16 protein-coding genes are annotated in these 19,513 nt (G+C 59.0%); 2 read left to right on the top strand and 14 right to left on the bottom strand.

Annotated elements, in window-relative coordinates; translation table 11 throughout:
* Positions 1-29: 29 nt before the first annotated feature.
* The 7 genes from sigX to ppsA form a co-directional block, all read right to left on the bottom strand.
* Positions 30-620, bottom strand: a complete 591-nt coding sequence (gene sigX / locus QFX16_RS09590; protein WP_008146300.1) for an RNA polymerase sigma factor SigX — start codon at positions 618-620, stop codon at positions 30-32.
* An 89-nt stretch (positions 621-709) separates the two neighbouring features.
* The gene (locus tag QFX16_RS09585) at positions 710-1,534 is read right to left on the bottom strand and encodes a mechanosensitive ion channel family protein (protein ID WP_008027407.1); all 825 of its coding nucleotides are present in this window, start codon (positions 1,532-1,534) and stop codon (positions 710-712) included.
* A 2-nt stretch (positions 1,535-1,536) separates the two neighbouring features.
* Positions 1,537-1,785 (bottom strand): hypothetical protein, encoded by a 249-nt coding sequence (locus QFX16_RS09580; RefSeq protein ID WP_008146303.1) that lies wholly within the window; start codon positions 1,783-1,785, stop codon positions 1,537-1,539.
* A 63-nt stretch (positions 1,786-1,848) separates the two neighbouring features.
* Positions 1,849-2,844, bottom strand: coding sequence for a divalent cation transporter CmaX (gene cmaX, locus QFX16_RS09575; protein ID WP_283183726.1), 996 nt, complete (start codon positions 2,842-2,844; stop codon positions 1,849-1,851).
* A gap of 26 nt (positions 2,845-2,870) precedes the next feature.
* Complete coding sequence (gene rraA, locus QFX16_RS09570; RefSeq protein WP_150655274.1) at positions 2,871-3,362, bottom strand: ribonuclease E activity regulator RraA; 492 nt, start codon at positions 3,360-3,362, stop codon at positions 2,871-2,873.
* 121 nt (positions 3,363-3,483) lie between these two features.
* A complete protein-coding gene (locus QFX16_RS09565) occupies positions 3,484-4,473 on the bottom strand; it encodes an alpha/beta fold hydrolase (protein WP_283183725.1) in 990 nt (329 codons plus the stop codon).
* A 193-nt stretch (positions 4,474-4,666) separates the two neighbouring features.
* Positions 4,667-7,042 (bottom strand): phosphoenolpyruvate synthase, encoded by a 2,376-nt coding sequence (gene ppsA, locus QFX16_RS09560; protein WP_283183724.1) that lies wholly within the window; start codon positions 7,040-7,042, stop codon positions 4,667-4,669.
* 197 nt (positions 7,043-7,239) lie between these two features.
* Here ppsA and ppsR point away from each other — a divergent pair, with 197 nt between their 5' ends.
* Positions 7,240-8,058 carry a posphoenolpyruvate synthetase regulatory kinase/phosphorylase PpsR gene (gene ppsR / locus QFX16_RS09555; protein ID WP_046047904.1) on the top strand — a complete coding sequence of 273 codons (819 nt, stop codon included), beginning with the start codon at positions 7,240-7,242 and terminating at the stop codon, positions 8,056-8,058.
* Positions 8,059-8,196: 138 nt separating this feature from the next.
* Here the strand turns inward: ppsR and QFX16_RS09550 are convergent, their stop codons facing one another.
* Positions 8,197-9,606 carry an aminotransferase-like domain-containing protein gene (locus QFX16_RS09550; protein ID WP_283183723.1) on the bottom strand — a complete coding sequence of 470 codons (1,410 nt, stop codon included), beginning with the start codon at positions 9,604-9,606 and terminating at the stop codon, positions 8,197-8,199.
* 137 nt (positions 9,607-9,743) lie between these two features.
* Here QFX16_RS09550 and QFX16_RS09545 point away from each other — a divergent pair, with 137 nt between their 5' ends.
* Positions 9,744-10,646: a DMT family transporter gene (locus QFX16_RS09545; RefSeq protein ID WP_283184539.1), complete on the top strand. Its 903-nt coding sequence runs from the start codon at positions 9,744-9,746 to the stop codon at positions 10,644-10,646.
* Positions 10,647-10,653: 7 nt separating this feature from the next.
* On the opposite strand, the gene prpD is transcribed toward QFX16_RS09545, so the two are convergent.
* The 6 genes from prpD to QFX16_RS09515 form a co-directional block, all read right to left on the bottom strand.
* Positions 10,654-12,138 carry a 2-methylcitrate dehydratase gene (prpD, locus tag QFX16_RS09540; protein ID WP_283183722.1) on the bottom strand — a complete coding sequence of 495 codons (1,485 nt, stop codon included), beginning with the start codon at positions 12,136-12,138 and terminating at the stop codon, positions 10,654-10,656.
* A gap of 202 nt (positions 12,139-12,340) precedes the next feature.
* Positions 12,341-13,531, bottom strand: a complete 1,191-nt coding sequence (prpF, locus tag QFX16_RS09535; RefSeq protein WP_283183721.1) for a 2-methylaconitate cis-trans isomerase PrpF — start codon at positions 13,529-13,531, stop codon at positions 12,341-12,343.
* 54 nt (positions 13,532-13,585) lie between these two features.
* Positions 13,586-16,183 (bottom strand): Fe/S-dependent 2-methylisocitrate dehydratase AcnD, encoded by a 2,598-nt coding sequence (acnD, locus tag QFX16_RS09530; protein WP_283183720.1) that lies wholly within the window; start codon positions 16,181-16,183, stop codon positions 13,586-13,588.
* 202 nt (positions 16,184-16,385) lie between these two features.
* Positions 16,386-17,513 carry a bifunctional 2-methylcitrate synthase/citrate synthase gene (gene prpC, locus QFX16_RS09525; protein ID WP_095128807.1) on the bottom strand — a complete coding sequence of 376 codons (1,128 nt, stop codon included), beginning with the start codon at positions 17,511-17,513 and terminating at the stop codon, positions 16,386-16,388.
* A gap of 243 nt (positions 17,514-17,756) precedes the next feature.
* Positions 17,757-18,647 (bottom strand): methylisocitrate lyase, encoded by an 891-nt coding sequence (gene prpB, locus QFX16_RS09520; protein ID WP_010456549.1) that lies wholly within the window; start codon positions 18,645-18,647, stop codon positions 17,757-17,759.
* Positions 18,644-19,363 carry a GntR family transcriptional regulator gene (locus QFX16_RS09515; RefSeq protein WP_177327884.1) on the bottom strand — a complete coding sequence of 240 codons (720 nt, stop codon included), beginning with the start codon at positions 19,361-19,363 and terminating at the stop codon, positions 18,644-18,646. Before QFX16_RS09515 ends, prpB begins: the two co-directional genes overlap by 4 nt.
* Between the last annotated feature and the right edge of the window lie 150 nt (positions 19,364-19,513).

Below are 19,513 nucleotides of genomic sequence, written 5' to 3'. Positions count from 1 at the left end.
GCCTACACGTAAGAGATATTTGCGCCGAACTAAGTTTCAGCAATGCCTGCAAATTTCTCACGCAATTTATCTAGAGCACGTTTGTAACGCATTTTTGTCGCACTCAAACCCATGTGCATGATATCCGCGATCTCTTGAAATTCCAGCTCTGCGACAAATCGTAGCACCAGAATTTCACGGTCAATCGGGTTCACATACACTAACCAGCGATCGAGTCCACCCTTGTCCTCGGGTTTCGGCGCCTTTTCTTCAGACGCTTCCTCAAGGGGGTCCAGACTCAAAGCATCCATCAAGCGACGCTTTCGCCGTTCTTTCCGATACTGCGTGATGCACTCGTTGTACGTGATGCTATATAGCCATGTCTTGAACTTCGATTTGCCCTCGAAGTTCTTCAGGCCATACAGCACCTTCAACATCACTTCCTGACAGACATCGTCTGCGTCACGATCGTTCCCAAGATACCGTGCACAGACGTTAAATAATGTTCGCTGGTAACGCCGCATCAGTTCTTCATAGGCGCGCGTTACGTGAAACAGCTCGGTATGCGAGCGCGCGACCAACTCCTCATCAGAGAGCTCGCGGGGGTCGTAGCGCGTGGACAGCGATTGAGCTTTATTCAAAACAAGTCGGGCCGACAGTCAGGTCAATGTCCGCCGCAACCCTTTTCAGGGCATTTTTGCGGCGGCATACATTAGCAGGGTTTGCCGGGTTAGCGGCTACTCACATGCTGTTCCAAGAGAATCCGATTGGAAAGAGAGACTAGCTCACCCTCATCGGTCAGCAATGTGGTTTTAACCGTGCCGATCTCTTCGATCTGACCTTCGACCTCGCCAACACGCACTTGTTGCCCAACCTGATACAACTCACGCACATAGATTCCCGCAAGAATCTGACCGGCAATTTCCCGGCTTCCCAACCCCATGGCCAGCGCAACCGCCAGACCAACGGTAATCAATACAATCACAATCACGTGGTTGAGCAGGTCAGTTTTGACCTCCAACTGGCTGATTGCGACCGAAATACTGATGATAATCACCAGGCCCTGGGCAATTCGCCCCAGGCCCGCAGCGTAGTCCAGCCCTACGCCCTCTGCCGCCCCCCGCACCAGCCCATTGGCCAATTGCGCGAGCAAAACACCCACCAGCAGCACCAGCGCGGCGCCAAATACTTTCGGCAAATACAGCGCAAGCATATCAAGCGTAGCCGAAACTCGCTCAAGTCCAAGGGATTCTGCGGCCGAAACCAGAAAAATCAGCAGAACGAACCAATAGACGATCTTTCCGATCAAGGTCGAGATCGGCACTTGAAGGCCGGCCCGAGACAGCAATTTGGTCAGTCCAGTGCCGCCCATCAGGCGATCGAGCCCCAGCTTGGCGAGCAACTTCGACAGCAAAGTGTCCAAAAGTTTCGCAACGACGAAACCCAACAGCAACACAACCAGTGCGCCGAACAGGTTCGGGATGAAATTTGCAACCTTGGTCCATAACGCAGTCATTGCAGTGACGAGGCTCTGAGTCCAGAGATCAAGTTCCATATTCAATCAGCCTTATCAGCAGTGCGAACGGTAGGTTTACGGTGACGGGAAACCGGAGCGACATGGGCCGATCCATTATTCAAGGCAATCATCAGCGCGGGCAACCAGCGGCCCAGCAGGCTGAACAGATCACCGGCGCCGACCTGGCGGTTGGCGGTTTTCAGTACACGCCCAAGGCACGCATCATCGTCCCGGGTGGACGGTGATGCCTTGAGCATGTCACGCAAAGACTGTTCAAACGGATCGTGCATACGCACCTCTCGTGATGTCTGTGAAAGACGCGGTCAAATTTGCTCGGGTCACATGGCTCACCCTCAGACCCAGCGCAAACGTCGGAACAACCACCACTGCCCTAGCGCCACCGAGACCATCATCAGACACGCGATCAGGAAGCCATAGGGGCTTGCAGAGAACGGAATCCCGCCGACATTGATACCTAAAAGCCCCGCCAGAAAACTCATCGGCAAAAAGATCCCGGTGATGATCCCGAAGCGGTACATCGTGCGGTTCATTCGCACGCTCAAACGTCTATCTTCAGCCTCGAGGACCAACCCCACCCGCTCCCGAGTCAATTCCAGCTCCTCGAGATACCGAGTCAGGCTGTTGTTCAATTCGTTCCAGTAATCACCGTCGTCTTCGACGAACCAAGGCAGTTTTATCCGTGTCAGCTGCCCGAATATTTCCCGCTGCGGTGCAAGAAAACGTTTCAGCGCAGCGGCCCTTCGACGGATCTGCAAAACGGCACCGTGCTCGGGCGTGTACCGTTCGTCGGCATCCAGCTTTTCTTCTTCCTCATCGACCACTTCCGAGAGGCAACTGACCAGATCCTGCACCTTGTTGGTGAGGTATTGCGCCATATAAAGGATGAGTTCTGACGCCGTTTTCGGTCCTTTGCCTTCGGCGAGCTGCACCAGCAACTCATCGGTGGCGCGCAACGGACGCAAACGCAGAGAAATAACCCGCTGGGCTGACGCGAAAATCCGCACCGAGACCATGTCTTCCGGCTCGGCACCCGGGTTCAGGTTGACCCCACGCAAAAATAGCAGCAGTTCGCTGTCCGAAAGCTGTAAAAGACGCGGCCGGGTGTTTTCTTCAAGTAAAAGATCACAGCTGAATTCGCTCAGACCGCTGGATTTTCGCAACCAGGTCCGGGTTTGCGGATGACTGCGATCCCAGTGCAGCCACAGGCTTTCATGGGCCTGTAGCTGCAAGTCATCGAGTTCAGTCCGGGCTATCGAACGCGCACCGCCTTTACCGTCCAGCACCAGGGCATGCACCAGCCCCCACTGCGCGTTTTCTTCCTCGAACATCCTCACCCCTTTGTTGGTGTAGCGCTTTATTCAGGCATCTTCAGCGGACTTGGCGAGATGATCACGCCATTGTTATCCGCGTAGATGTAATGGCCTGGATGGAACGTCACGCCAGCAAAGGTCACGGCTACGTTGAGATCGCCGATGCCGCGTTTGTCGGTTTTCATCGGGTGGCTGGCCAGCGCCTGAACACCTAGATCGGTTTGCGCAATGACGTCGACGTCACGGATGCAACCGTAGATCACCAGCCCTTCCCAACCGTTTTTCGCGGCTTTCTCGGCAATCAAGTCGCCCAGCAGCGCACGACGCAGGGAACCGCCACCGTCGACCACCAACACCTTGCCATTGCCCTTGAGCTCGGCTTGTTCCTTGACCAGCGAGTTGTCTTCGAAGCATTTGATGGTCACGATTTCGCCGCCGAAAGAATCACGGCCACCGAAATTGCTGAACATCGGTTCCAGCACCTGCACCAGCTCCGGATAGGCGTCGCACAGGTCAGGCGTGAGGTAATGATTCATCGAGAAACTCCTGTAAAGAGGAAGACAATCGAGGGTGTCGAAACGTGACCAGAACAGCTCAATGCGTCATATCTTAGCCGCAAGCCGAACAGAGCGAAATGCCCTTGTTAGAGCATCAGGCTCAGACCTTCGCAGCCAGATCCGGTTTTTCACCCAGCAATGGCGTTTGCTGATCTGCCAACCAGCGCGCCACCAGCGGCCAGACTTCAGTCTGGGCGGCTTTGCTGACGAGCATCTCCACATGACCGAAATTATCGCCAAAGCCCTGTTCGCGACCCAGGTTGATGAATTGCTTATGCTCGGAACCCACCTGATCGAACAGCTTGCGACAAGCCCAGCTCGGGTCCTGATGGTCACCTGCGGCACTCACGGCCAATACCGGTAACTGAACGTCGGCCAATCCGGCCCACCAATCCTTATCGGCATCGCCAAAGCGCCCGAACAGGCCATACCAGCGCATGCTTTCCAGGGCCAGGCCAATGGGCTCGTCCTCCGGGCCGCGCTTGAGCCGTGAACCGGACAGCTGGGCAAAACGTTTGAGAATGAAGCGCCCGCTCCACTCCACCGGCGGAATCTTCAACGGCCAGTAGGTGCGGCTGATTTGCGTACCAAAAAACGCCGCGGAAGCCACCACCGGCTCGCCGATGTACTCCCCACCCAGTCCAGCCGCCAGCGTAATCCCGCCCAGCGAGTGACCGATCCAGTGCGGGACCTGGCCGCTCTGCTCCCGCACGAACGCGCCAATGGCCGGCAAATCGTAACGGGCGTAGTCGGCAACGCGGTTCTTGCGGTAGTTCTGGTTACGCTGGGACAGGCCGTGGCCACGCATTTCGGGAATCCATACATCGAATCCCAGACGCGTCAGATAGGCACCCAGTCCAAGCCCCTTCGGGGAAAACCAGAACCGGCGATTGGAAAAGCTGCCGTGAAGCAAAATAACCGGAACGCCACGCGCGCCTGAGCCATCCGCCATGCCCAGGCGCGTCACAGCCAGCTCGACGGTGCCGTCAGGGCTGTTACCGGGTTTCAGACGATAGACGTCTTCGCTCAGATCGCCGCGCCGCTCGGCGCTGATCAGGGCGACAGGAAATAGGTTGCTGCTGCTTTGCATAATGCTCTTGCACAAAAAAGGGCGGCTTCCAGAGGAGCCCGCCCTACTTGAATCTTAAAGGCAGCGTTCACCGACCACGCTGCCAATCATTGTAGGATCGAGCCTGCTCGCGATGGTCGCCAACGATAACGCGTTCATGCTGAAAAAACGCGGCGTTCTGCAGTCCATCGCGAGCAGGCTCGCTCCTACAGGGTCAAGCCTGCGCCTGACCTTCAGCCAGGAAGAACCAGGTTTCCAGTACGGAATCGGGGTTCAACGAAACGCTTTCGATGCCCTGCTCCATCAGCCATTTGGCCAGATCAGGGTGGTCCGAAGGGCCCTGACCGCAAATGCCGATGTACTTGCCAGCCTTGTTGCAGGCCTGAATCGCGTTAGCCAGCAGCTTCTTGACCGCCGGATTACGCTCGTCAAACAGGTGCGCGATGATCCCGGAGTCACGATCCAGGCCCAGGGTCAGCTGGGTCAGGTCGTTGGAGCCGATGGAGAAGCCGTCAAAGAACTCGAGGAATTCTTCCGCGAGGATCGCGTTGGACGGCAGTTCGCACATCATGATGATGCGCAGACCATTCTCACCGCGGGCTAGGCCATTTTCGGCCAACAGATCGATCACTTGGCTAGCTTCGCCCAGGGTACGGACGAACGGCACCATGATTTCAACGTTGGTCAGGCCCATCTCGTTGCGCACACGCTTGAGGGCGCGGCACTCGAGTTCGAAGCAGTCACGGAACGCTTCGCTGATGTAACGCGAAGCACCGCGGAAGCCCAGCATCGGGTTTTCTTCCTCCGGCTCGTAGAGCTTGCCGCCGATCAGGTTGGCGTATTCGTTGGACTTAAAGTCCGACAGGCGCACGATGACCTTTTTCGGGGTGAACGCGGCGGCCAGGGTGCTGATGCCTTCAACCAGTTTGTCGACATAGAAGCCAACCGGATCGTCGTAACCGGCGATGCGCTTGTCGACGCTGTCCTTGATGTCCTGCGGCAGGCCGTCGTAGTTCAACAGCGCTTTCGGGTGAACACCGATCATGCGGTTGATGATGAACTCCAGACGGGCCAGGCCCACACCGGCGTTCGGCAGCTGAGCGAAATCGAAGGCGCGGTCCGGGTTGCCGACGTTCATCATGATCTTGAACGGCAGATCAGGCATGGCATCGACGGAGTTTTTCTTGATGTCGAAGCCCAGTTCGCCTTCGAAGATGTAACCGGTGTCGCCTTCAGCGCAGGAAACGGTCACGCCCTGGCCGTCTTTCAACAGCTGGGTGGCGTTGCCGCAACCGACTACAGCAGGAATGCCCAACTCGCGAGCGATGATCGCCGCGTGGCAGGTACGACCGCCACGGTTGGTGACGATGGCGCTGGCGCGCTTCATGACCGGCTCCCAGTCCGGGTCGGTCATGTCGGAGACCAGTACGTCGCCTGGCTGGACTTTGTCCATCTCGGACACGTCCTTGATGATGCGCACCTTGCCGGCGCCGATGCGCTGACCGATGGCGCGACCTTCAACCAGCACGGTGCCGGTTTCTTTCAACAGGTAGCGTTCCATGACGTTCGCCGAGGTACGGCTCTTCACGGTTTCAGGACGGGCCTGAACGATGTAGAGCTTGCCGTCGTCGCCGTCTTTGGCCCATTCGATGTCCATCGGGCACTTGTAGTGCTTCTCGATGATCATCGCTTGCTTGGCCAACTCGCTGACCTCGGCGTCGCTCAGGCAGAAACGTGCGCGATCAGCCTTGTCGACGTCGATGGTCTTGACCGACTTACCGGCCGTGGCGATTTCGCCGTAGATCATCTTGATGGCTTTGCTGCCCAGGTTGCGACGCAGGATGGCCGGACGACCGGCTGCCAGCGTGCCTTTGTGGACGTAGAACTCATCCGGGTTCACCGCGCCTTGTACGACGGTTTCACCCAGGCCGTAGGCGCCGGTGATGAACACCACGTCACGGAAGCCCGATTCGGTATCGAGGGTGAACATCACGCCGGCGGTGCCGGTTTCGGAGCGGACCATGCGCTGCACGCCAGCCGACAGGGCTACCAGCTTGTGGTCGAAGCCCTGGTGGACGCGGTAAGAAATCGCGCGGTCGTTAAACAGAGAAGCGAACACCTCTTTGGCGGCGCGAATAACGTTTTCGACACCACGGATGTTCAGGAAGGTTTCCTGCTGACCGGCAAAGGAAGCGTCCGGCAGGTCTTCGGCGGTAGCGGAAGAGCGCACGGCCACGGCCATGTCAGGGTTGCCGGCCGACAGCGTAGCGAACGCAGTGCGGATCTCGGCGTTGAGCTTCTCGGGGAATTCGGCTTCCATGATCCATTGACGGATCTGGGCGCCGGTCTTGGCCAGGGCATTGACATCGTCGACGTCCAGGGCGTCGAGGGCAGCGTGGATCTGATCGTTCAGGCCGCTCAGCTCGAGAAAATCACGATAAGCCTGAGCTGTCGTGGCGAAGCCACCGGGCACCGATACACCGGCACCTGCAAGGTTACTGATCATCTCGCCCAGGGATGCGTTCTTGCCCCCTACGTGCTCTACATCATGGACGCCGAGCTTATCGAGGGAAACTACGTACTCTACCAAGGTGATCTCTCCACTAACTGTGTTGGAAAAGCTCAGAAGCCGGCTGCTACAGGGAGCGTTTGCCAGCTGTATGGCCTGGACCTGGAAAATAAGTGAGAATGCGGGCCACTGGCGGCCGGCAAATCGCGCCTATCATATCCAAGATTCGTCACAAGTGTCCTGTGATACAGGACACTCACTTAAGGCCCAAGGTGCAAATGAAACGATCTGCTTTCTTTATCTCCGATGGCACCGGCATCACAGCCGAAACCCTGGGTCAAAGCCTCCTGGCGCAGTTCGAAAACATTACCTTCAGCAAATTCACGAAGCCGTACATCGACAACGCTGATAAAGCGCGGGTCATGGTACAACAAATCAACAAAGCCGCTGAAAACGATGGTTTTCGGCCGATCATCTTCGACACCATTGTCAATCAGGACATCCGTGAGATCCTCGCAACGTCCAATGGTTTCATGATCGACATTTTCTCGACCTTTCTGGCGCCTCTTGAACAGGAACTGACCGAGCATTCTTCCTACACCGTCGGCAAATCCCACTCGATTGGCAGCAACTCCAATTACATGGAGCGGATCGAGGCGGTGAACTTCGCCCTCGACAACGACGATGGCGCGCGCACGCATTATTACGACAAGGCGGACCTGATCCTAGTGGGCGTGTCGCGTTGTGGTAAGACGCCGACGTGTCTGTACATGGCCATGCAATTTGGCATCCGCGCGGCCAACTACCCGCTGACCGAAGACGACATGGAACGCCTGCAACTGCCAGGCACCCTGCGTGCCCACCAGCACAAACTGTTCGGCCTGACCATCGACCCGGACCGCCTCACCGCGATTCGCAACGAGCGCAAGCCCAACAGCCGCTATTCGAGCTACGCACAGTGCGAATTCGAAGTGCGTGAGGTGGAGAATCTGTTCCGCCGCGAGAACATTCCGCACATCAATTCCACGCATTTTTCGGTGGAAGAGATTTCGGCGAAGATTCTGGTGGAGAAAGGCGTCGAACGGCGGTTCAAGTAGATTTTTCGGCGACAGTTACATCGCTATCGCGAGCAGGCTCGCTCCCACAGTGGATCTCTGTCGTACACAAACGCTGTGTCCACTGGAGATCAACTGTGGGAGCGAGCCTGCTCCGGGCGGCGTTCCGACGATGAACGATTACACGGACTCTGTTAATGCCCCCACCAGCGCATCAAATCCTTGCAGCAACAACCGATCATCCCCCGCCGAATTACAAACACTCGCCCTGATGAACTGCGGTACCGCCCCATGCCCGACCGCAAACGCTTCAGCGGTGGCGATCAGATAATTATTCACCTTGAGTTCCTCAGCAATCTGCGAGGCCCGCCACGGCTCGGGCACTTCGACCCAGAAGTGCGGGCTATGGGGATGGGTTTTGTACGCCAAGCCCTCCAGCACACCACTCACCAACGCCTTGCGCCGACCGATCTCGGCAATCTGCTGGCCCAGCAACTGCTCGGCAATGCCGTTTTCTATCCACAGACTCGCCACCTCCAGCGACAACGGGCTGGCCATCCAGCACGTCCCGCGCACAGCGGCGCTCAAGCGTCCGATCAACGGTTGCGGCGCATGCAGGTAACCGACTCGCAAACCCGCCGAAACCGCCTTGCTCAGGCTGCCGATCAGCACCGAACGCTCCGGGGCGAAATGGCTCAAGGGCAACGGTCGCTGTTGAGCTAATACCGCGTGGGCTTCGTCTTCAAAGATCAACAGATTGTGCTGCCGACAGACCTCTGCAATCGCCTCGCGCCGTGCGACGGACATCACTGCAGCCGTAGGATTCTGGATCGTCGGCGTGCAATACAGCGCCGAGACACGATGGTTGCGGCAAACCTCCTCCAGGGCATCGGGCATCAGCCCTTCATCATCCATCCCGACACCGATGAGTTTTATCCCGAGCTGGCGTGCGACGCTGATCAACCCCGGGTAGGTCAGGTGCTCCGTCACCAACGTATCGCCTGCCTTGAGCAACCCCATCAAGGCACACAACAGGCCGTGCTGGCCGCCGTTCACGCAAACGATCTGCTCGGTGTTCGGGACAAACTCTTTATGCCTGAGCCAGTGCGCGCCCGCCGCACGATAGCGTGGCAAACCGACATCGGCGGTGTAGCCACTGATGTGTTGCAACGCCTCAGGATCAAGGGACAACGCTTGCAGGCTCTGACTCAAAAAAAGCGCTTCCTGCCCCGGAATCGGTTGATTGCGGCTCATGTCAAAAAACGCCCGCGGTTCATCACTGACATTGCGAAAGCCACGGTCCCGCGATCGTTCCATTCCGCGCTGACGCACATACGTGCCGTCCCCCACCCGCGCGACCACCAATCCCACACGTTCGAGTTCACCGTAAGCGCGGCTGATGGTACCGATAGTCACGCCGAGGCTATCCGCCAGCAACCGATGAGGCGGCAATTTGCTGGCGGGCTCGATCAGCCCTTCAGCGATGCCTTTTTCGATCGCGTCGGCGAGGCGTTTGTATTTCACCCCCAGACCATTGGCGAGGCCGTCGCGCAGGATTGACACCATGGCAATACTTGTTTTGACAGTCATTCCAGCCCCGAATAGCGTGCTTGAAACAGGTTCAATCAGGGATAGACCTTTTGCAGATGAAGGTCAATTCCGACGACAAAAGGAGTTCGATCATGTCCATCGCCATCAGCGTACCTTCACGTACTGCCAAACCCTGGCTGGCCGCCCTGATCACCAGCGTGTTGTTCCTGATCGTGTGCCTGAGTTGGGGCACCACGTGGCTCGGGATCAAGATTGCCGTTGAAAGCGTGCCGCCACTAATTGCTGCCGGCCTGCGGTTCCTGATCGCTTTTCCGTTATTTCTTGGCTTCGCCCTGATACGTCGTGAGCCGCTGCTGTTTCCCAAGGAAAGCCGCTGGTTTTTTGTCTTCGTCACGCTGTCGTATTTCAGCCTGCCGTATTACTTGCTCAATTACGGCGAGATGCACGTTTCGTCCGGCCTGACGGCACTGCTGTTCAGCTGCATGCCGGTGTTCATCCTGCTGTTTTCCGCGCTGTTTCTGCGGGAGAAAATCTACCCCTCGCAAGTGCTCGGCATCGCTATCGGTTTCGGCAGCCTGTTCATGATCATCCGCAGCCAAGGGCTGTATCTGGACCATGCCGAATTGCTCGGGGTGTTGGCGATTCTCTGCGCCGCGGTGATGCATGCGCTGTGTTACGTGGTGACGAAAAAACACGGTACGGCGATTAGCGTCATCACCTACAACACGCTGCCCATTGGCATCGCCGGGCTGATGCTGTTTGTCGCCGGATTGAGTGTCGAAGCACCGGTGTTCGATGCCATCACCGCGCGTTCGTGGAGCGCCCTGTTCTATCTGGGACTGGTGGCGTCGGTGGGCGGGTTTATCGTTTACTTCCTGCTGCTCAAGCGACTGAGCCCGATCATTCTGTCGTTTGTGTTCATCATTTTTCCGGTGTTCGCGGTGATCATCGGTGCCTGGTACGAGGGGCAAGCCTTGTCCCGGGAACTGATGATGTACTCGGCGATTTTGCTGACGGGGTTTGCGATCACCAAATTACCTGTGGAAAAGTGGCTCATCGGCAAAAAAGCAAACCCCTAGGCGACGGTCAGATCACAAACAAATCCACAAACCGATTCACCGGTGTCGCCTCAAGCGCAGCCTGATCCTTGCACAATGCAAAGATCTCGGCGCTGCGCTGGGCCGTGAAGCGCGTAGTCAGGTTGGCCTTGAACTTCTCTTCCAGCAGCGGAATGCCGTCGGTGCGGCGACGGCGATGGCCGATCGGGTACTCCACCAATACGTTTTCGGTGCTGGAGCCGTCCTTGAAGAACACCTGTATCGCATTGGCGATGGAGCGTTTGTCGGCCTCCAGGTATTCGCGGGTGTAGCGTGGGTCTTCGACGATGACCATTTTTTCGCGCAGCACGTCGATGATCGGATGCGCCGCGTGGAAGTCGTCTTCGTACTGCTCGGCCACCAGATTGCCGAACGCCAGCGGCACGGCGGTCATGTACTGAAGGCAATGGTCACGGTCCGCAGCGTTGGCCAGCGGGCCGACCTTGGAGATGATGCGGATCGCCGATTCGTGGGTGGTGATGACGATTTTGTCGATTTCGTGCAGGCGATTTCTGACTTGCGGATGCAACGTAACGGCGGCTTCGCACGCCGTTTGCGCGTGGAACTCGGCCGGGAAGCTGATTTTGAACAGCACGTTTTCCATCACGTAGCTGCCGTACGGCCGGGAGAAGCTGAACGCGCGTTTGTCTTCAGGCTTGAGCGCCAGGTCGTTGTTGGTGTGGCTGAACAGCACGTCGTAGAAGCCCCATTGTTTGGCGGTCAGTACGCCGGGGATGCCCATTTCGCCACGCATTGCGATGTCCGCAAGCCGCACGCCGCGACTGGACGCATCGCCGGCCGCCCAGGATTTACGCGATCCGGCATTCGGCGCATGACGGTAAGTGCGCAGCGCCTGTCCGTCGGCGAAGGCGTGAGACAACGCCGACAGCAACTGCTCGCGATTGGCGCCCATCAGCTTGGCGGTCACAGCGGTCGAGGCGACTTTCACCAGAATGACGTGATCCAGGCCTACGCGATTGAAGGAGTTTTCCAGCGCGATCACCCCCTGGATTTCGTGAGCCATGATCATGGCTTCGAGCACCACGCGAATGGTCAGCGGCGCATCGCCATTGGCGAGGCGTTTTTGCGACAAGTGGTCCGCCACCGCGAGAATGCCGCCGAGGTTATCGGACGGATGGCCCCACTCGGCCGCGAGCCAGGTGTCGTTGTAGTCGAGCCAGCGGACGATGCAGCCGATATCCCACGCTGCTTTGACCGGGTCGAGGCGATAACTGGTGCCGGGGACGCGAGCGCCGAACGGGACGACGGTGCCTTCGACGATCGGGCCAAGGTGTTTGGTGCACTCGGGGAAGCGCAGGGCCAGCAGGCCGCAGCCCAACGTATCCATCAGGCAATTGCGGGCGGTGTCGAGGGCTTCGGCGGATTGGATCTTGAAGTTGAGGACGTAGTCGGCAATGTCCTGCAGGACCGTGTCGTAGTCGGGGCGGTTGTTCTGGTCGACGTTGGTGCTCATGTTCGATTCACTCTTGAAGTGGTTCGTTGAGGGGACCTCGGTTCAGGGATCAATCTCGATTAGCTACAGCATTCTTATTGTTGAAATGCAGTCCCTGTGGGAGCGAGCCTGCTCGCGAAAGCGGTGTATCAGTTGACATCAATTCTGGATGTCAGTCCGTCTTCGCGAGCAGGCTCGCTCCCACATTGGTTCGGTGTCCGGTTTAGAAACAGTCGCCCGGCACCCGCACGAAGCCTTCCATCAACACCCGCGCACTGCGGCTCATAATGGCTTTGTTTACAGTCCATTCACCGTTCACCTGGCTCGCCTCAGCACCCACGCGCAAGGTGCCGGACGGATGCCCAAAGCGCACGGCATTGCGTTCGATACCGCCCGCTGCGAGGTTCACCAGCGTGCCGGAAATCGCCGCTGCCGTACCAATCGCCACCGCCGCCGTGCCCATCATCGCGTGGTGCAATTTGCCCATGGACAGCGCCCGCACCAACAGATCGATATCGCCCGCCGCAATTGCTTTTCCACTCGAAGCAACGTAGTCCGCAGGCTTGGCCACGAAAGCAACCTTAGGCGTGTGCTGACGCTTGGCCGCTTCGTCCAGATCCTTGATCAAGCCCATGCGCAATGCGCCGTAAGCCCGAATGGTTTCAAACATCAGCAACGCTTTCGGATCACTGTTGATCGCGCCTTGCAACTCGGTGCCGGTGTAACCGATGTCTTCGGCATTGACGAAAATCGTCGGAATACCGGCATTGATCATGGTCGCCTTGAAGGTTCCGACGCCAGGCACTTCGAGGTCATCGACCAGGTTGCCGGTAGGAAACATCGAACCGCCGCCGCCCTCTTCTTCCGCTGCCGGGTCCATGAATTCGACCTGCACTTCAGCAGCCGGAAAGGTCACGCCGTCGAGTTCAAAATCGCCGGTTTCTTGCACTTCACCGTTGGTAATAGGCACGTGGGCGATGATGGTCTTGCCGATGTTGGCCTGCCACACGCGAACCACGGCAACGCCGTTCTGCGGAATGCGGCTAGCGTCCACCAAACCATTGCTGATAGCAAACGAACCGACCGCTGCCGACAGGTTGCCGCAGTTGCCGCTCCAATCGACGAAAGGCTTATCGATGGACACCTGACCGAATAGATAGTCGACGTCGTGATCGGCCTTGATGCTTTTCGACAGGATCACGGTTTTGCTGGTGCTGGAGGTCGCGCCGCCCATGCCGTCGATTTGCTTGTCGTACGGGTCGGGGCTGCCGATCACGCGCAGCAACAAGGCATCGCGAGCAGGCCCTGGAATCTGTGCCGCTTCGGGCAGGTCTTTCAGGCTGAAGAACACGCCTTTGCTGGTGCCGCCACGCATGTAGGTGGCGGGGATTTTGATCTGGGGTGCGTGAGCCATGATGTTCCTTTTAGGATCGAGCGGGACCGCATGGCCCCGCCCGAACTCATCGTGTTAAACGGCAACCGCCGATTCTTCGAGGAAGTCCTGAGCGAAGCGTTGCAGCACGCCGCCCGCCTCATAGATCGACACTTCTTCGGCGGTGTCGAGGCGGCAGGTCACCGGCACTTCGACGCGTTCGCCGTTCTTGCGGTTGATCACCAGCGTCAGCTCGGCACGCGGGGTGCGCTCACCGATCACATCGTAGGTTTCGCTGCCATCGATGCCCAATGTCTTGCGGTCGGTGCCCGGTTTGAATTCCAGCGGCAACACGCCCATGCCCACCAGGTTGGTGCGGTGAATGCGCTCGAAGCCTTCGGCCGCAATCGCTTCCACACCCGCCAGACGCACACCTTTGGCTGCCCAGTCGCGGGACGAACCCTGACCGTAGTCGGCGCCGGCGATGATGATCAGCGGCTGCTTGCGTTCCATGTAGGTTTCGATGGCTTCCCACATGCGCATGACCTGGCCTTCCGGCTCGACGCGAGTCAGCGAACCCTGTTTGACCTTGCCGTTTTCCTGAACCATTTCATTGAACAGTTTCGGGTTGGCGAAGGTCGCGCGTTGCGCGGTCAAGTGGTCACCGCGGTGCGTTGCATAAGAGTTGAAGTCCTCTTCCGGCAAGCCCATTTTCGCCAGGTATTCACCGGCGGCGCTGTCGAGCATGATCGCATTCGAAGGCGACAGGTGATCGGTGGTGATGTTGTCCGGCAGCACCGCCAGCGGGCGCATGCCCTTCAGCGGACGAGCCCCGGCCAGCGCGCCTTCCCAATACGGCGGACGGCGGATGTAGGTGCTCATCTCGCGCCAGTCGTACAGCGGCGTCACTTTCGGGCCGGTGTCTTCGTGGATGGCGAACATCGGAATGTAGACCTGACGGAACTGCTCCGGCTTGACCGACGCCTTGACCACCGCGTCGATTTCTTCGTCGCTCGGCCAGATGTCTTTCAGGCGGATTTCCTTGCCCTCGGCGTCCAGGCCCAGCACATCTTTTTCGATGTCGAAACGGATGGTGCCGGCGATGGCGTAAGCCACGACCAATGGCGGCGACGCAAGGAAGGCGTTCTTGGCGTACGGGTGGATCCGGCCGTCGAAGTTGCGGTTACCGGACAACACAGCAGTGGCGTACAGGTCGCGGTCGATGATCTCTTGCTGGATCACCGGATCCAGCGCGCCGGACATGCCGTTGCAGGTGGTGCAAGCGAAGGCGACGATGCCGAAACCGAGTTGTTCCAGCTCGCTGGTCAGGCCGGCCTCGTCGAGGTACAGCGCCACGGTTTTCGAACCCGGCGCCAGGGACGATTTGACCCACGGCTTGCGGGTCAACCCGAGCTTGTTGGCATTGCGCGCCAGCAGGCCGGCGGCAATGACGTTGCGCGGGTTGCTGGTGTTGGTGCAACTGGTGATGGCGGCGATGATCACCGCGCCGTCCGGCATCTGGCCTGGAACGTCGTCCCACTGGCCGGAGATGCCTTGAGCCGCGAGGTCCGAGGTGGCGACGCGGGCGTGCGGGTTGCTCGGGCCAGCCATATTGCGCACTACCGAGGACAGGTTGAAGGTCAACCCGCGCTCGTATTGCGCGCCTTTCAGACTGTCAGCCCACAGGCCTGTGGTCTTGGCGTAGCTCTCGACCAACTGCACCTGCTCGTCTTCACGGCCGGTGAGTTTCAGGTAGTCGATGGTCTGCTGGTCGATGTAGAACATCGCCGCAGTTGCACCGTACTCCGGGGCCATGTTGGAAATGGTTGCGCGGTCACCGAGGGTCAGCGCCGAGGCGCCTTCGCCGAAGAATTCCAGCCACGCGCCGACGACTTTTTGCTGACGCAGGAACTCTGTCAGCGCCAGCACCATGTCGGTGGCGGTGATGCCCGGTTGCAGCTTGCCGGTCAGTTCAACGCCAACGCTTTCCGGCAGACGCATCCAGGACGCGCGGCCGAGCATCACGCTTTCAGCTTCCAGACCGCCGACACCGATGGCGATCACGCCCAGTGCATCGACGTGCGGAGTGTGGCTGTCGGTGCCGACGCAAGTGTCGGGGAACGCCACGCCGTCGCGCACCTGGATCACCGGAGACATTTTCTCCAGGTTGATCTGGTGCATGATCCCGTTGCCAGGCGGGATCACATCAACGTTCTTGAAGGCCTTTTTGGTCCAGTTGATGAAGTGGAAACGGTCTTCGTTGCGACGGTCTTCGATGGCGCGGTTCTTCTCGAACGCCTCCGGATCGAAGCCACCGCGCTCGACGGCCAGGGAGTGGTCGACGATCAATTGCGTCGGCACCACCGGGTTCACTTGCGCCGGATCGCCACCTTGCAGGGCGATGGCGTCACGCAGGCCGGCGAGGTCCACCAGCGCGGTCTGACCGAGAATGTCGTGGCACACCACGCGGGCCGGGAACCACGGGAAGTCGAGGTCGCGTTTGCGCTCGATGAATTGCTTCAGGGATTCGGTGAGCGTGGCCGGGTCACAGCGACGCACCAGGTTTTCCGCCAGCACGCGGGAGGTGTACGGCAGGGTGTCGTAGGCGCCAGGCTGGATAGCCTCGACAGCTGCGCGGACGTCGAAGTAATCCAGATGGCTGCCGGGCAGCGGTTTACGGAATTCAGTGTTCATCGTCAGGACTCGGTCACGGTAGTTGCGAAAGTGGGTGCCTGGCGCTAGCCCTGAAAGTCACACGATCCAATGTGGGAGCGAGCCTGCTCGCGAAAGCGGTATTTCAGTCGACATCATTGTTGGATGTCAGTCCGTCTTCGCGAGCAGGCTCGCTCCCACAGGGTTCCCGGTTCCTTCAGTTAGCTGCCTCAGCCTCCACCATTCAGCGTTGTTCGATTGGCACGAACTTGCGCTGTTCGACGCCGACGTACTCGGCGCTCGGGCGGATGATGCGGTTGTTGGCACGTTGTTCGAACACGTGCGCCGCCCAGCCGGTCAGGCGCGAGCAGACGAAAATCGGTGTGAACAACTTGGTCGGGATGCCCATGAAGTGGTACGTCGACGCATGGTAGAAGTCGGCGTTCGGGAACAGTTTCTTCTGTTCCCACATGGTCTTGTCGATGGCTTCGGAAACCGGGAACAACACGGTGTCGCCCACTTCGTCAGCGAGTTTTTTCGACCAGCCCTTGATCACCTCGTTGCGCGGATCGTTGTCCTTATAGATCGCGTGACCGAAGCCCATGATCTTGTCCTTGCGCTCGAGCATGCCGAGGGTGCCTTTGATCGCCTCTTCCGGCGAGCTGAAGCGCTCGATCATTTCCATCGCCGCTTCGTTGGCGCCGCCATGCAGCGGACCACGCAGCGAGCCAATGGCGGCCGTGACGCAGGAGTACATGTCCGACAGCGTCGATGCACAAACCCGTGCGGTGAAGGTCGAGGCGTTGAACTCGTGTTCCGCGTAGAGAATCAGCGAAACGTTCATCACTTTGACGTGCAACTCGCTCGGCTTCTTGTCGTGCAGCAGGTGCAGGAAGTGGCCGCCGATGGATTGTTCGTCGCTCACGCAGCTGATGCGTTTGCCGTCATGGCTGAAGCGATACCAGTAGCACATGATCGCCGGGAACGCGGCCAGCAGGCGGTCGGTCACGTCGTGTTGTTCGGAGAAGTCCTTCTCCGGCTCGATGTTGCCCAGGAACGAGCAACCGGTGCGCATCACGTCCATCGGGTGGGCGTCGGCGGGGATGCGTTCCAGCACTTCTTTCAGCGCTTGCGGCAGGTCGCGCAGCTTGCTCAGTTTGCTGATGTAAGCGGCGAGTTGTGTTTTGGTCGGCAGTTCGCCGTAAAGCAGCAGGTAGGCCACTTCTTCGAATTGTGCGTCAGCCGCCAGTTCGCGAACGTCGTAGCCACGATAGGTCAGGCCTGCGCCCGACTGGCCCACGGTGGACAGTGCGGTTTGCCCGGCAACCTGGCCACGGAGCCCGGCGCCACTGAGTACTTTTGCTTCGGCCATTGCTGTCTCCAATCTTGAATTTGTTAGGGAATCTGCAATTTCTACACGGTTACATTCTTTTCGTAGCAGCTGTCGAGCCTGCGAGGCTGCGTCCTCTCGTAGCAGCTGTCGAGCAGCGCGAGGCTGCGTTCGGCTGCGAAGCAGTCGTAAAACCTGTAAGCACGGTTGCCCGGCTTGGCGAGTCCTTCGGCCTCGAACGCAGCCTCGCGCTGCTCGGCAGCTGCTACAGAGGTGCGTTCGTCATTACTTCTTCGCGGCGAACAACGCATCGAGCTTCTGCTCGAAGGTGTGGTAGTCGATGCGATCGTAAAGCTCCATGCGCGTCTGCATGGTGTCGATGACGTTCTGTTGCGTGCCGTCGCGGCGGATCGCGGTGTAGACGTTTTCTGCAGCTTTGTTCATCGCGCGGAACGCCGACAGCGGGTACAGCACCAGCGACACATCGGCAGCAGCGAGTTGCTCGGTGGTGTACAGCGGCGTCGCGCCGAATTCGGTGATGTTGGCCAGGATCGGCGCTTTCACGCGGTTGGCGAACAGCTTGTACATGTCCAGTTCGGTGATGGCTTCCGGGAAGATCATGTCAGCGCCGGCCTCGATGCACGCCGCGGCACGATCCAGTGCAGATTCCAGGCCTTCCACCGCAAGGGCGTCGGTGCGGGCCATGATCACGAAGCTGTCATCGGTGCGGGCATCGACAGCAGCCTTGATGCGATCGACCATTTCCTGCAGCGACACGATCTCTTTATTAGGACGGTGCCCGCAGCGCTTGGCGCCGACCTGGTCTTCGATGTGAATCGCCGCCGCGCCGAACTTGATCATCGACTTGACGGTGCGCGCGACGTTGAACGCCGAAGAACCGAAACCGGTGTCCACGTCCACCAGCAGCGGCAGGTCGCAGACGTCAGTGATGCGACGTACGTCAGTCAGCACATCGTCCAGACCGGTGATACCCAAGTCCGGCACGCCGAGGGAGCCGGCAGCCACCCCGCCACCCGACAGATAAATAGCCTTGAAACCGGCGCGCTTGGCCAGCAGCGCGTGATTGGCGTTGATCGCGCCGACCACTTGCAGCGGATGTTCGCTGGCGACCGCATCGCGGAAACGCTGGCCTGGAGTGCTCTTGTTGGAACTCATGACTCACCTCGTTCAGTGGCTGTCTGGTTTGCGCCGTCCTGGTAGTGACGAGCGATATTGCGTTTGGAGGCGCCGATATGGCGGCGCATCAACAACTCGGCCAGCTCACCGTCACGGTCGGCGATGGCGTCGAGAATTCGGTGGTGCTCGGCAAAGGCCTGACGCGGGCGATTGGGCGTGGTGGAAAACTGGATGCGGTACATGCGCACCAGTTGATAGAGCTCGCCGCAGAGCATCTGCGTCAGGGTGCGGTTGCCGCTGCCCTGGATGATTCGGTAGTGGAAGTCGAAATCGCCTTCCTGCTGGTAGTAGCCGACACCGGCCTGAAACGCCGCATCGCGCTCGTGGGTTTCGAGGACCCGGCGCAGTTCGTCGATTTCTTCGAGGGTCATGCGCTCGGCCGCCAGACGGCAGGCCATGCCTTCGAGGGATTCGCGGATTTCGTAGAGTTCCAGCAGCTCGGCATGGCTCAACGAAACCACCCGCGCCCCGACGTGCGGCACGCGAACCAGCAGGCGCTGGCCTTCCAGACGGTGGATCGCCTCACGCAGCGGCCCGCGGCTGATGCCATAGGTGCGCGCCAGTTCCGGCTCGGAGATCTTGCTGCCCGGGGCGATCTCACCCTTGACGATGGCCGCCTGAATGCGCCGGAAGACGTTCTCGGAAAGTGTCTCGGAATCGTCTTGGGCAATGACCGGGGGATCGAGTTGATCCAGCATATTGTCGACACCTTGAAAGCTGATGCCGCAAAAACTAGCTAATACAGACCTTTTAGTCAAAGGATAAATAGGTATTGTCGACAATCGTCTAATAACCGACTGCACCTTAACGAAGCAGTCCCTCTGTTTATAGCCGCCTCCCGGCGC

The sequence above is a fragment of the Pseudomonas svalbardensis genome (genome assembly GCF_030053115.1).
Classification (GTDB): Bacteria; Pseudomonadota; Gammaproteobacteria; order Pseudomonadales; family Pseudomonadaceae; genus Aquipseudomonas; species Aquipseudomonas svalbardensis.
This window is presented reverse-complemented; position numbering and strand designations above follow the sequence as displayed.